The organism is Streptomyces sp. NPDC088810 (assembly GCF_044750305.1).
Lineage (GTDB): Bacteria > Actinomycetota > Actinomycetes > Streptomycetales > Streptomycetaceae > Streptomyces.
In genome coordinates this window covers 368,209-381,075 of sequence record NZ_JBIVJQ010000005.1, presented here as the reverse complement: position 1 = coordinate 381,075, position 12,867 = coordinate 368,209, and the positions used below count along the sequence as shown (strand labels likewise).

11 protein-coding genes and 1 pseudogene are annotated in these 12,867 nt (G+C 71.1%); 7 read left to right on the top strand and 5 right to left on the bottom strand.

Annotated elements, in window-relative coordinates; genetic code table 11:
* The first annotated feature begins 26 nt into the window (after positions 1–26).
* On the top strand, positions 27–599 hold the full coding sequence (gene thpR, locus ACIP4Y_RS19495; RefSeq protein ID WP_401394788.1) for an RNA 2',3'-cyclic phosphodiesterase: 573 nt from the start codon (positions 27–29) through the stop codon (positions 597–599).
* 183 nt (positions 600–782) lie between these two features.
* Here the strand turns inward: thpR and ACIP4Y_RS19490 are convergent, their stop codons facing one another.
* Entirely contained in the window at positions 783–1,778 is a 996-nt protein-coding gene (locus tag ACIP4Y_RS19490; RefSeq protein WP_401394785.1) for an aldo/keto reductase, read from the bottom strand.
* 82 nt (positions 1,779–1,860) lie between these two features.
* Positions 1,861–2,535: a GDSL-type esterase/lipase family protein gene (locus ACIP4Y_RS19485; protein ID WP_401394783.1), complete on the bottom strand. Its 675-nt coding sequence runs from the start codon at positions 2,533–2,535 to the stop codon at positions 1,861–1,863.
* A 122-nt stretch (positions 2,536–2,657) separates the two neighbouring features.
* On the opposite strand from ACIP4Y_RS19485, the gene ACIP4Y_RS19480 reads away from it, so the two are divergent.
* Entirely contained in the window at positions 2,658–3,635 is a 978-nt protein-coding gene (locus tag ACIP4Y_RS19480) for a WD40 repeat domain-containing protein (RefSeq protein WP_401394780.1), read from the top strand.
* A 165-nt stretch (positions 3,636–3,800) separates the two neighbouring features.
* Positions 3,801–5,363 (top strand): alpha/beta fold hydrolase, encoded by a 1,563-nt coding sequence (locus tag ACIP4Y_RS19475; RefSeq protein WP_401394777.1) that lies wholly within the window; start codon positions 3,801–3,803, stop codon positions 5,361–5,363.
* Positions 5,364–5,388: 25 nt separating this feature from the next.
* Here ACIP4Y_RS19475 and ACIP4Y_RS19470 read toward each other — a convergent pair whose 3' ends face one another.
* A complete protein-coding gene (locus ACIP4Y_RS19470; protein ID WP_401394774.1) occupies positions 5,389–5,874 on the bottom strand; it encodes a hypothetical protein in 486 nt (161 codons plus the stop codon).
* 79 nt (positions 5,875–5,953) lie between these two features.
* Entirely contained in the window at positions 5,954–6,187 is a 234-nt protein-coding gene (locus tag ACIP4Y_RS19465) for a DUF397 domain-containing protein (RefSeq protein WP_401394771.1), read from the bottom strand.
* A 195-nt stretch (positions 6,188–6,382) separates the two neighbouring features.
* On the opposite strand from ACIP4Y_RS19465, the pseudogene ACIP4Y_RS19460 reads away from it, so the two are divergent.
* The 3 genes and pseudogenes from ACIP4Y_RS19460 to ACIP4Y_RS19450 all read left to right on the top strand — a co-directional run bounded on the left by ACIP4Y_RS19460 (position 6,383) and on the right by ACIP4Y_RS19450 (position 8,535).
* Positions 6,383–7,149 (top strand): annotated as a pseudogene (locus tag ACIP4Y_RS19460) (DUF6879 family protein).
* Between the two features lie 18 nt (positions 7,150–7,167).
* Positions 7,168–8,016, top strand: a complete 849-nt coding sequence (locus ACIP4Y_RS19455) for a helix-turn-helix domain-containing protein (protein ID WP_401394768.1) — start codon at positions 7,168–7,170, stop codon at positions 8,014–8,016.
* Positions 8,017–8,178: 162 nt separating this feature from the next.
* On the top strand, positions 8,179–8,535 hold the full coding sequence (locus ACIP4Y_RS19450; protein WP_401394765.1) for a hypothetical protein: 357 nt from the start codon (positions 8,179–8,181) through the stop codon (positions 8,533–8,535).
* Positions 8,536–8,613: 78 nt separating this feature from the next.
* Here ACIP4Y_RS19450 and serC read toward each other — a convergent pair whose 3' ends face one another.
* Positions 8,614–9,732: a phosphoserine transaminase gene (gene serC, locus ACIP4Y_RS19445; protein WP_401394762.1), complete on the bottom strand. Its 1,119-nt coding sequence runs from the start codon at positions 9,730–9,732 to the stop codon at positions 8,614–8,616.
* A 156-nt stretch (positions 9,733–9,888) separates the two neighbouring features.
* Between serC and ACIP4Y_RS19440 the strand changes: the two genes are divergently transcribed.
* Positions 9,889–12,816 (top strand): FAD-binding and (Fe-S)-binding domain-containing protein, encoded by a 2,928-nt coding sequence (locus ACIP4Y_RS19440; RefSeq protein WP_401394759.1) that lies wholly within the window; start codon positions 9,889–9,891, stop codon positions 12,814–12,816.
* Positions 12,817–12,867 lie beyond the last annotated feature (51 nt).

Here is a 12,867-nt window from a genome sequence, read left to right as displayed (position 1 = left end):
CGCCCGGGGTCTGGGATCGTGAGGCCATGAGACTCTTCGCCGCCGTACTGCCCCCCGAGGACATCGTCGACGAACTCGCCGCCGAGGTGGCCCGGTTGCGGCAGCTGCCGGACGCCGGCCGGCTGCGCTGGACCGACCGCCCCGGCTGGCACTTCACCCTCGCCTTCTACGGCGAGGTCCCCGACGGCGTCGTACCCGCCCTCTCGGACCGGCTGGCCCGCGCGGCCCACCGGTCGGCGCCGTTCTCCCTCGCCGTGGCCGGCGGCGGCCAGTTCGGCCGGGGCCGCGCCCTGTGGACGGGCGCCCGAGGCGATGTGGAGGAGCTGCGGCTGCTGGCCGACCGGGCCGAGGCGGCGGCGCGCAAGGCGGGCGTGGAGATGGGGGAGCACCGGCGGTACAAGGCCCATCTGACGCTGGCCCGCAGCCGGGACACGGTCGATGTACGGCCGTACGTGCGGCTGCTCGCGGAGTTCGCCGGGCGGAGCTGGACCGTGGCCGACGTGGCGCTGGTGCGCAGCCGGCTGCCGACGTCCGGGGTGCCGGGGGAGCAGCCGCGGTACGAGGTGGTCGAGCGCTGGGCTCTCGGCGGGGCCGGTTAGTCTCGCATACGTGGACCCGAAAACCCGGAACCGGATCATGGCCGGTGCGCTTGTGTTGATGTTCGTGGTGGTGGCCTTGGCGTCGGCGGTGCGTTAGCGGTCGGTACGCGCGCCCAGGGGGGGGCGGAGCCGCATGTCGAATGCAGCCCCGCCGCCCCTTCGGGCGCCGGCCCTTCCCTGCGGTTACCAGGCGAAGGCCTCCGGGGACGGGCCCGGGCCCGGGAAGATCTCGTCCAGGCTCTTCAGCAGTTCCTCGCCCAGGTCCAGCTCCACCGCCCTGAGCGCCGACTCCAGCTGTCCGGCGGTGCGCGGGCCGACGATCGGGCCGGTCACGCCGGGGCGGGTGAGCAGCCAGGCCAGGGCCACCTCGCCGGGCTCCAGGCCGTGCTTGTCGAGCAGGTCCTCGTAGGCCTGGATCTGCGCGCGGGCCGACGGGTCGTTGAGCGTGTCGGCGGCCCGGCCGGAGGCGCGGCGGCCGCCCTGGACCTCCTTCTTGATGATCCCGCCCAGCAGCCCGCCGTGCAGCGGCGACCACGGGATGACACCGAGGCCGTAGTCCTGCGCGGCCGGGATGACCTCCATCTCGGCGCGGCGCTCGGCGAGGTTGTACAGGCACTGCTCGCTGACCAGGCCGAGGGTGCGGCCGCGGCGGGCGGCGATCTCGTTGGCGTGGGCGATCTTGTAGCCGGGGAAGTTGCTGGAGCCGGCGTAGAGGATCTTGCCCTGCTGGACGAGGACGTCGATCGCCTGCCAGATCTCCTCGAACGGGGTGTTCCGGTCGATGTGGTGGAACTGGTAGAGGTCGATGTAGTCGGTCTGCAGCCGCTTCAGGCTGGCGTCCACCGCGCGCCGGATGTTCAGCGCGGAGAGCTTGTCGTGGTTGGGCCAGACGGTCGCGCCGTCCGCGTCCATGTTGCCGTACACCTTGGTGGCGATGACGGTCTTCTCGCGCCGCCCGCCGCCCTTGGCGAACCAGTTGCCGATGATCGACTCGGTTCGGCCCTTGTTCTCGCCCCAGCCGTAGACGTTGGCGGTGTCGAAGAAGTTGATGCCCGCGTCCAGCGCCGCGTCCATGATGGCGTGGCTGTCGGCTTCGTCGGTCTGCGGACCGAAGTTCATCGTGCCGAGGACGAGTCGGCCGACCTTGAGTCCCGTGCGTCCGAGCTGCGTGTACTCCATGGTCCACCAGCCAACGACTTCGAGTGCGCTCTATGCAAGGGGGTTGCTCTGCAAGGGCCGCCGGAATCCGGTCGAACCGAGATCAGGCCGGGTACGCCGCTCCGACCCCCCACGCCTCCCGCATCGCCCCCGCGAACGCCTCGGCGATCCGGTGCTCCCCGCGTCCGTTGGGATGCGTGCCGTCGTAGGTGTCGGTGTGGATGTCGTACCCCTCCGGCGGCGAGGCGAGCAGGACCGCCGAGCGCGGCTCGTCCACGTCGGCGACCGTCTTGGCGAGCAGCACGTTGAACCGGTCCACCTGCTCGGCGAAGAGCGGGTCAGCCGCCGCCCGGATGTTCGGGATGACCGGCAGCAGCACCATCCGGATGCGCGGGTCCGCCTCGCGCGCGCCCGCGACGAAGGCCCGTACGTTCTCCGCCGTCTGCTCGGCGTTCGTGTAGAAGCCCAGGTCGATCAGGCCGAGGGAGACCAGCAGGACGTCGGGGCGGTGGACGCGGACCGCCTCGCCGATCAGCGGGGCCATGTGCAGCCAGCCCTCGCCCCAGCCCGCGAGGTGGGCGCGCGGGAAGTCGGGGTCGGCGTACGCGAGGGACGTCGGGGCGTCGGCCTGCGGGTCGTACAGCGTCTCGCGCGGGCCGACGAAGGTGAACGGGTCGCCGTACGCCACGCGCAGGTACTGCCACAGCCGGTAACGCCACGTGTGGTCGCCCGCGCTCCCGATCGTCATGGAGTCGCCCACGGGCATGAACCTAAGCATTCGCTCATCATGGACGATCTCGGTGACGCATGGGATTCGTGGTGGTTGTGAGGCGGACCACGTCCACCCGGTCCCGGCGGCCATGCCCCCTGAACCGCCGCCGGGAATGGCAGGCTTGGGGCATGCGTCGATCGTTCGCCGTTCTCGCCGGGGTGCTGCTCGCCGGTGCCTGTGCGCTGCCCGCCTCCGCCGCCGACGGAACCGCCGAGGGGACGGGGGATGAGGGGTTCACCCTCAAGGACCCGCGGATCACCGAGTCCAGCGGGCTCGCCGCCTCACGGCTGCACCCCGGCGTCTACTGGACGCACAACGACAGCGACGACGGGCCGTACCTCTACGCCGTGGACAGCGCCACGGGGAAGACCGTCGCCCGCGTCACCCTGCGCGGCATCGGCTCCCCGCGGGACGTCGAGGCCATCTCCATCGGGCCGCACAACGAGATCTACGTCGGCGACATCGGCGACAACTTCGGCGGCAAGTGGCCGTACGTGTGGATCTACCGGCTGCCCGAGCCGAAGAAGCTGACCGACCAGACCGTCACGGCCACGCAGTACGTCGTGAAGTACTCCGACGGGCCGCGCGATGCCGAGTCGCTGCTCGTCCACCCCAGGACCGGGCGCGTCTACATCATCGACAAGAAGGAGGACGGCGGGCACCTGTACGAAGGCCCGGCCACCCTGTCCACCTCGGGTGCGAACGTCTTCGAGCCCGTCGCGGCCGTCGACCTCTGGGCCACCGACGCCGCCTTCTCCCCGGACGGCCGGCACCTCGCCGTACGCGGCTACTTCGGCGGCATCTCCTACGACTGGAACGGCGGCCGCATCAAGCGCAAGGGGCGTCTGGACGTCCCGCTGCAGGGCCAGGGCGAGTCCGTGTCGTACTCCGCCGACGGCAGCAAACTGATGTACGGCAGCGAGGGCGCGGACAGTGCCGTACAGGCCGTGGACGCCCCCGACCGGCCCGCCGCGAAGTCGCCCTCCGGGGACGGGGGTTCGGGCACTTCGACCGACAAGGCCGGCACCGGCCTCAAGGTCGGCGCCGTGATCGTCGCGGTCGGCGTGGCGGCCCTGTTCGGTCTGCGCCGCTTGCGGCGCGGCTGAACCGGGGGGCGGGAGGGAAAACAGCCCGTTCGGGTTCTCCTCCGCAAGTCCCTTTCTGTGTACACCGATAGGTGGACCAAGACCGGCCCGCAGGTGGATTCGTACGCCCCCCTGGCCACGAAATCGTCTTTCCGTCCCTTAAGTTGACGGAAAGGAACGTCCATCGTGCGGATAGGACGCTTGGCGCCCTTGCTCGCCGCGGGGGTCACGGCGACCCTCGTCCCCGCTCTCGCCCCGGCGCAGGCTTCTGCGGCGGAACCGCTGGGGAAGTTCGCGACACAGAAGCCCGCTTGGCACAGATGCGACGCGTCGCAGCCCGCCGCGTTCCAGTGCGCCACGATCAAGGTGCCGCTCGACTACAGCCGCCCCGACGGCAAGACGATCAAGCTGGCCGTCTCCCGGCTGAAGACCAGCGTCCCCGGCAAGCGGCACGGCGCACTCCTCTTCAACCCCGGCGGCCCGGGCGGCGAGGGCCTGGACATGCCGGCCATGATGAAGGACGTGCTGCCCAAGAAGGTCCGCGAGCAGTACGACCTCATCGGCTTCGACCCGCGCGGCGTGGGCCGGAGCACCCCGGTGACCTGCGGCCTCACGGGAGCCGAGCAGAACAGCGAGCACCCCTACAAGGCGGAGACGTTCAGCCGCGACGTCAAGTGGGCCCGGACGGTCGCCGACAAGTGCCGCGCCAAGGGCGGCGACAAGCTTCCGTACATCACCACCCGCAACACCGCCCGCGACATGGACGTCATCCGCGCGGTCCTGGGCGAGAAGAAGCTCTCCTACCTGGGGTACTCCTACGGTACGTACCTCGGCGCCGTCTACGCGCAGATGTTCCCCCAGCGCACCGACCGCTTCGTGCTGGACAGCTCCGTCGACCCGGCCCGGATCTGGCGCGGCATGATCCAGATTTGGGCGTCGGGCACCGAGCCGGCGTTCACCCGCTGGACGAAGTGGACCGCGCAGCACCACCGCACCTACAAGCTCGGCACCACCCCGGCCCAGGTGCGCAAGACGTTCTGGGACCTGGTCGCCCGGGCCGACCGCACCCCCATCGACAACGGCGGCCAGAAGTTCACCGGTGACGACATCCGCGCCGGCCTGCGCCCCGTGTTCTTCTCCCCCAAGTACGCGGCCGAGGTGGTGGTCGAGCTCAAGAAGGCCGCGGCCGGCCACGGTTCCTCCCGCCACTCCCTGCTGCCGCCCGGCGTCCGGCAGGCACCCCTCTGGGCTTCCGCCAAGGCGGGGTCCGGGGTTGCGCAGCCTCCGGCGGACAACGGCTCCGCCGCCTTCTGGTCGGTGCTCTGCGGTGACACAGCGGCCTGGTCGCACGATCCGGAGCAGTACCGGCGGGACGCGATCCGGGACAAGGCCAAGTACCCGCTCTACGGCGACTTCGGCTCCAACATCACGCCCTGCGCGTTCTGGGACAAGCCGGCCGAGCCCGTCACCAAGGTCGACAACAAGGTCCGCCTGCTGACCGTCCAGAACCAGTGGGACTCCCAGACGCCCCTGGCCAGCGGCCTCGGCATGCACCGGGCCCTGCGCGGCTCCCGCATGGTGTACGTCAAGGGCGGCGAGGGCCACGGTGTCTACGGCGGTGACCCGCGCTCCTGCGCCGACAGCAAGGTCAACGCCTACCTGAGCACCGGCAAGCTCCCGACGACAGACGTCACCTGCAAGCCGTCAGGCAGGCAGGGGCTCGGCGTGAAGCCACCGTTCGTCCAGTGACACCCGAAGGGCGCCCGGCGATCAATCACCGGGCGCCCTTTCCGTTACCCAACGGGCACGGGAGCGTGGGGAACTGGCGGTTGGGTGAGCACGTCACCAGCGCCAAGGAGAGGTACGAGGGACGTTCGAGGTAGAACCCGAGCGAGACGTCACCCCCCGATCCCAGCCGCTCGGCGGCGGAGGTGACGAGGGCGCTCAGCCGGGTGCCGTGGCGCTGTGCCTCGGACGCGAACCGGGGCGCGTACTCGGCCAGACGCTCATGGAGCCACGCCGCCGCCGCTTTCGGGTCCGCCCATGTGCCACGGACCAGGGACGGGGGCTTGACGAGCCAGTAGGCCGTTTCGAGCGGCGGCAGCTCCGACTTGGGGAACTCCGCAGTCACTTCCCGGTACCGCAGGACCAGTTCCGGCCTGCTCTCCGCCGGGGGCGGCTGGGGATGGGGCGGGCGCCGCAGGGCTTCCTCGTCGAAGCGGGCCTTGGGGCCGGCCCAGAGGTAGGCGTGGTGGTGCACGGACGCGTCCAGTTCGCCGGGGTGGACCGGACCCGGCCAGGTGAGTGCCTGACCGGGACCAGCGGGGGGAGGGGCCGGCTCAGACGGGCAGCCCGAACCGCGCCGGGTCGATCCCGGCGACGGCCAGCTCCTCCGTGCTGAACCGCAGCGGCTCCATGTCGGGCCGCTTGCTGTCACCGAGGGCCCAGGCGTCCTGCCCGATCCGGGCGAGGATGAGGCACGACTCGCCATCCGGGTGGGTGTTGCCCCCGCACGCCGTCACGAACGAGACGCCGCTGAGGTCGAGGGCGTACAGGTCGTTTCCGTTCACCATGGGTGGCACCTTCCTGCTCCGCTGCGGGAGCCGAGTGGGTGTGGATTCGAGAGGTGACCGTAGGGCGGGGGGCCGGAGCAAGTACGCGAATATTCTTGGTTATTCTCGCGCGGTCACTCTAGATGCATGGACTTTCACTCAGAGGCACCGACATGCTGGGGACCAACATCGTCAACACCCAGGGGGTGGTTGGGCATGGCGCGTCGGTTGCGGTTCAACGGGACGGGGAGTGACGGCGACGGTTGCCCGTCTGTGCATGAGGACTTGGACAGTGGGGAGGTGATCGTGCACGGGCCGCCGCTCACGGACCCGGAGGACGTCGCACAGCTCCAGCACCTGTCGCAGGGTGAAGTCGCCGTGGTGGTACCACGGGACCTGTTGGTCGACTGGACCCCGAAGGAACGGGCCCGACAGGTACGGACGATCGACCTGGACGAGTTCAGCGCTCTGTTCGGTAAGTTCGAGCACACCGCCTGGCGCCTGGAGACGCGACGGCGGTACGCGAGCGACGAGGCGAATGATCGCTGGGAGCAGTTCATCGAGACCGGGAGCGTCACCGAGGACTGGTCTGAGGGCACGCCGACCAGTGCATTCCGCACGCTGATCCGAACCCAGACGGCGCAGGGAAAGCGTGTCGAACGGGTGCGGATCGTGGACCAGCCGCCCACCACCGGCCAGCGCTACCTCTTGGAGGCGCCAGGTGGAACATCGAATCCGGCGAGGACATCCGCAACCTCTGGCGCGCCGACGCCGAACGACTGCGCCTCCCCGCCGAGGACTTCTGGCTGTTCGACAGCCGTCTCATCGCCCTCCTGCGGTTCGATGACGACGACCAGCTCACACACGTGGACCTGATCACCGAGCCCGCCGAGGTGGTGCGCTGCTGCATGGTGAGGGATGCTGCTTGGCACCACGCCGTAGCGTGGAAGCAGTTCAAGGCGGAGATGCACAGCGACGCGTAGGGGCCAGAGCGGGTACCGGTGAGCACGGACTATCAGAGGGCGCGTGAGGAACTGGGCCGGAGGCTCAGGGAGTTGCGCTTGGACGGCCCTGAAGGCCGACTCACCGGTGTCCAGCTCGCACAGCGGCTGGGATGGCGACAGTCCAAGGTCAGCAAGCTGGAGAACGGCAGGCAGACCCCCACGGACGATGACCTGCGGGCTTGGACCGAGGCTGTCGGGCAGCCTGCCGTGTTCACGGAACTACGCTCACGCCTGAAAGGCTTCGAGAGCCACGTTCGTTCGTGGCGTCGTCAGCTCGCGGCAGGGCACGCTCCCGTCCAGGAAACCTGGAACACCCTCGTGTCCAACAGCGCGACACAGCACGCACTCAGCACCGCTGCTATCAGCGGCATGCTTCAGACGGCTGACTACGCCCGGCACGTCTTCGAGCGGCACGCCACACTTCGGCAGTCACCAAGGGACACTGATGCCGCAGTGCGAGCCCGCCTGAAGCGGCAGGAGTGGCTGTACCGGCCGGGCAAACGACTGAACGTGCTCATGCCTGAAAGCGTGCTGTGGGGTCGGATCTGCCCACCGGACATACTGGCGGCCCAACTCGACCGCTTGCTGGGCGTGGTGGGTATGGACACCGTCAACCTAGGCATCCTGCCGTTGGACGGTGCGCTGCCGTTGACGGTGGGCAACTCGTTCAATGTGCTGGACGAGCGCCTGGTCGTGGTCGAGGACTGGCACGCCGAACTGTGGCTGGACGATGCCGAAACGATCGCTCTCTACCGCCGCGTCTGGGACACCTTCGCCGAGTCGGCCGTCTACGGCGCCGAGGCCCAGCAGGTGATCGCCCGAGTCCGCCGCAGCATCAAGGTCTGAGGACGTACGGCCGTACGACGTCGTCGGCGGTCTCCCGCAGGGGAGCCGTCGGCCGGGGCGGAGCCTGCCAGCACTCCTCGTCGCGGGGAAACGGCAGCCAGCGGCCGGCGGCACGGCAGCGTTTGAACCAAGGATCCGGGCATCCTGGCGATACTGGATGCGGTGGCGCCGGTGTTGGGGCCCGACGCGAAGTGGGCGGAATACATCGAGGTCGGCCTGGACGAGGGGCCGGCCCGCGATCACTGGAGGAAACTGATGGCCGTGTACACCCCGAACTTCCCCGGCTTCGGCAGCGTGATGGAGGAGGCGTGGATCCAGGTCCACTCCGACGGTGAGGCGAAGGGCAAGGCCGAGGGCAAGGCCGAGGACATCCTGCGGGTTCTGGAGGTGCGGGGCATCGAGGTCGCCGACTCCGTCCGGGAGCGGGTCATGGCCTGCGCCGACCTGGAGGTGCTGGGGACCTGGTTCGACCGCTCCCTGACCGTGGAGACCGCTGGGGAACTGTTCGCTGGGGAGTGAGCCGTCGGACTGCACGCGAAGGGCGCCCGGTGTTCGTCACCGGGCGCCTTCGTCGTCGTACTCGGAGTGCTCGAGAAGTCAGAGCTTCTCGATGACGTAGTCCACGCACTTGGTCAGCGCCTCGACGTCCGCCGGGTCGATCGCCGGGAACATGGCGATGCGCAGCTGGTTGCGGCCCAGCTTGCGGTACGGCTCGGTGTCCACGATGCCGTTGGCGCGCAGCACCTTCGCGACGGCGGCGGCGTCGATCTCGTCGGAGAAGTCGATCGTGCCGATGACCTGCGAGCGCTTGGCCGGGTCCGAGACGAACGGCGTGGCGTACTTTGACTCCTCCGCCCAGGTGTACAGGCGGGTCGAGGAGTCCTTGGTGCGGGCCGTGGACCAGGCGAGGCCGCCCTGGCCGTTGAGCCACTCCAGCTGCTCGTTGAGGAGGAAGAGGGTGGCGAGGGCCGGGGTGTTGTACGTCTGGTTCTTGCGGGAGTTGTCGATCGCCGTGGGGAGCGAGAAGAACTCCGGGACGTGCCGGCCGGAGGCGTGGATCCGCTCGGCACGCTCGATCGCGGCCGGGGAGAAGACGCCGATCCACAGGCCGCCGTCGGAGGCGAAGGACTTCTGCGGGGCGAAGTAGTAGACGTCGGTCTCGGCGATGTCGACCGGGAGGCCGCCCGCGCCGGAGGTGGCGTCCACGAGGACGAGCGCGCCCTCGTCGGCGCCGGCCACGCGCTTGATCGGCATGGCGACACCGGTGGAGGTCTCGTTGTGGGTGAAGGCGTAGACGTCGACGCCGGCCTCGGCCCGCGGCTCCGGGTGGGTGCCGGGGTCGGAGGCGATGACGGTGGGCTCGGCCAGCCAGGGCGCCAGCTTGGCGGCCTTGGCGAACTTCGAGGAGAACTCGCCGAAGTTCAGGTGCTGCGACTTGCTCTCGATCAGGCCGTGCGTGGCGATGTCCCAGAAGGCGGTGGAGCCGCCGTTGCCGAGGACGACCTCGTAGCCCTCCGGGAGGGAGAACAGCTGGGAGATGCCCTCGCGGACCTTGCCGACCAGGTTCTTCACCGGCGCCTGCCGGTGGGAGGTGCCCAGCAGGGAGGTACCGGTGGCGGCGAGGGCGTCCAGCGCCTCGGTGCGCACCTTGGAGGGGCCAGCGCCGAAACGTCCGTCGGCGGGCTTGATGTCAGCGGGAATCTGGATGTCGGCCACGGGACGAGGTTAGCCGGTGGCGCAAAGCGAGGTGGAGACGTGTCCGTTCGATGAGACGAGGTCGCCGGGACGTGGACTTGTGAGGTTGTACGACGATAGGAGCGGGGTTGTGGATAAGTCTCGGTGACTGTCCGTGATCGGATGCATCCTGGACGCATGACGGATCACTTGGGTCTCGAAGCGGAGCTGCGCGCGGCCGTGCGGGGCGAGGTCGGCTTCGACGCCACCACCCGGGCGCTGGTCACCATGGACGCCTCCAACTACCGGCGTGTCCCGCTGGGCGTCGTGGCCCCCCGGGACGCCGACGACGTGGCCGCCGTGCTGGAGGTGTGCCGGGCGCGCGGGGTGCCGGTGGTGGCGCGCGGCGGCGGCACGTCGATCGCCGGACAGGCGACCGGCACCGGCGTGGTGCTGGACTTCACCCGGCACATGACCGGCCTGCTGGAGCTGGACCCGGGCAGCAGGACGGCCGTCGTCCAGCCGGGGCTCGTCCTCGACCGCCTCCAGGAGACCGCCGCCCCGCACGGCCTCCGCTTCGGCCCCGACCCCTCCACGCACAGCAGGTGCACGCTCGGCGGCATGATCGGCAACAACTCCTGCGGCTCCCACTCGGTCGCCTGGGGGACCACCGCGGACAGCGTGCGCGAGCTGTCGGTCGTCACCGCGCGCGGGCAGCGGCTGAGGCTCGGGCCGGGCTGGGCCGGTGCCCCGGCCGGGCTGCGCGAGCTGGCCGAGGGCGAACTGGCCCGGCTGCGCACGGGTTTCCCGGACCTGCCCCGCCGCATCTCCGGGTACGCGCTGGATGCACTGCTGCCCGAGAGGGGCGCGGACGTCGCCCGCTCCTTCTGCGGCTCCGAGGGCACCCTCGGCATCCTCACCGAGGCCGTGGTCCGCCTGGTCGAGGCACCCCGCGCGCGTGCCCTGGCCGTGCTGGCGTACGCCGACGAGGGCGCGGCCGCCGAGGCCGCCGCCGGCCTGCTGCCGCTGCGGCCGCTGACGGTGGAGGGCATGGCCGCCGACCTGGTGCCGGCCGGGTCCGGGCTGCCCGAGGGAGGCGCCTGGCTGTTCGTGGAGACCGGCGGGGACACGGCGGCCGAGGCCCGCGCGCGGGCCGAGGAGATCGTGCGCGCCGCCGACGTCGTGGCCGCGCTGGTCGTCACCGAACCGGCGGCCCAGCGGGTCCTGTGGCGGATCCGCGAGGACGCGGCCGGCACGGCCACCCGGATGCCGGACGGCACGGAGGCCTGGCCCGGCTGGGAGGACTGCGCGGTACCGCCCGCCCGGCTCGGCGCCTACCTGCGCGACTTCCGCGCCCTGCTGTCGGCCCACGGCCTGCGCGGCGCGCCGTACGGCCACTTCGGCGACGGCTGCATCCACGTCCGCATCGACTTCGACCTGCTCACCGAGGCAGGCGTCGGCCGCTTCCGCCGCTTCTCCGAGGAACTGGCCGACCTGGTCGTGGCGCACGGCGGCTCCCTGTCCGGGGAGCACGGCGACGGCCAGGCCCGCGCGGAACTGCTGCCGCGGATGTACGGCGAGGAGACGGTCCGGCTCTTCGAACGCGCCAAGGCCGTCTGGGACCCGGACGACCTGCTCAACCCCGGCATGCTGGTCCGCCCGGCGCGGCTGGACGAGAACCTCCGCTTCTCCGTCCTGCCGAGCCGCCCGGTCGACGTGGCCTTCGGCTACCCGGCCGACGGCGGCGACTTCGCCGCGGCCGTCCGCCGCTGCGTCGGCGTCGCCAAGTGCCGTACGACCACGGCGGCCGGCCCCGCCGTGATGTGCCCCTCCTTCCGCGCCACCGGCGACGAACAGCACTCCACCCGCGGCCGGGCCCGGCTGCTGCACGAGATGCTCGCGGGCGAAGTGATCACCGACGGCTGGCACTCCACGGAGGTCCGGGACGCCCTCGACCTCTGCCTGTCCTGCAAGGGCTGCCGCTCGGACTGCCCGGTCGGCGTCGACATGGCCACGTACAAGGCGGAGTTCCTCCACCACCACTACGCCGACCGCCCCCGCCCCGCCGCCCACCACAGCATGGGCCGGCTCCCGGAGTGGCTGCACTGGACCGCCCGCACGCGCACGGCCGCGCTGCTCAACGCCCTGGCGTCGACGGGCCCGCTGGCCCGCCTCGGCAAACACCTGGCCGGGATCACACCGGAACGACAGCTCCCACGCCTGGCGACACAGACGTTCACCGCGTGGTGGCGCGGGCGGAAACCCAGCAGCGGCGCGGGGGGCCGGCCCACTTCGGAGGCGGTGGGCGCGGGGGAGGTCCCCGTCCAGGACGCCGGGAACCTGGTCGTCCTCTGGCCGGACACCTTCACCGAGCACCTGGCACCGTCCGTCGGACAGGCCGCCGTTCGCGTGCTGGAGGCGGCCGGGCTGCGGGTGGCCCTGCCGCCTGCCCGGGTGCCGGGCCGCGGGGCGATCGGGGACGGCAGGACCAGGACGGCGACCGCGCTGCTCACGGCCCGCCGGGCCCGGGTCTGCTGCGGGCTGACCTACATCTCCACCGGCCAGCTGGACCGCGCCCGTACGGTCCTGCGCCGCACCCTGGACCTGATGGAACCGGTGCTGCGGGCCCGGGTCCCGGTCGTCGTCCTGGAACCGAGCTGTGCCGCGGCCCTCCGCAGCGACCTCCCGGAACTCCTGCCCGACGACCCGCGAGCCGCCCGACTGTCCGCCGCGGTGCTCACCTTCGCCGAAACGCTGGAGCGCCACGCCCCGCACTGGACCCCGCCCGCCGTCGACCGCCCGGTGGCCGGCCAGACCCACTGCCACCAGCACGCGGTGCTCGGCGACACCCCGGACCGCCGGCTACGCGCCGCCGCCGGCCTCACCGGCGAGCTGAGCGGAGGCTGCTGCGGCCTGGCGGGGAACTTCGGCTTCGAGAAGGGCCACTTCGAGGTCTCCCGGGCCTGCGCGGAGCAGCAGCTCCTGCCCGCGGTCCGCCGGGCACCCGACGGCACGGTGATCCTCGCGGACGGCTTCTCCTGCCGTACCCAGCTCGACCAGCTCGCCGGGGTCCGGGCCCGCCACCTGGCAGAGGTACTGGCACAGGCCCTGGACGCGTCGTCATAGGGGAATTCTCAGGTTCGGACGGGTCTCTCAGGAACCCCAAAGGTATTCACA

What these genes read in the sequence shown, in the direction of transcription:
- ACIP4Y_RS19490 (WP_401394785.1), bottom strand. Translation starts at nt 1,778, where the DNA reads ATGGAGTACACGCAGCTCGGACGCACGGGACTCAAGGTCGGCCGACTC.
- ACIP4Y_RS19465 (WP_401394771.1), bottom strand. Translation starts at nt 6,187, where the DNA reads ATGGTGAACGGAAACGACCTGTACGCCCTCGACCTCAGCGGCGTCTCG.
- ACIP4Y_RS19480 (WP_401394780.1), top strand. Translation starts at nt 2,658, where the DNA reads ATGCGTCGATCGTTCGCCGTTCTCGCCGGGGTGCTGCTCGCCGGTGCC.
- thpR (WP_401394788.1), top strand. Translation starts at nt 27, where the DNA reads ATGAGACTCTTCGCCGCCGTACTGCCCCCCGAGGACATCGTCGACGAA.
- ACIP4Y_RS19485 (WP_401394783.1), bottom strand. Translation starts at nt 2,535, where the DNA reads ATGCTTAGGTTCATGCCCGTGGGCGACTCCATGACGATCGGGAGCGCG.
- ACIP4Y_RS19440 (WP_401394759.1), top strand. Translation starts at nt 9,889, where the DNA reads ATGACGGATCACTTGGGTCTCGAAGCGGAGCTGCGCGCGGCCGTGCGG.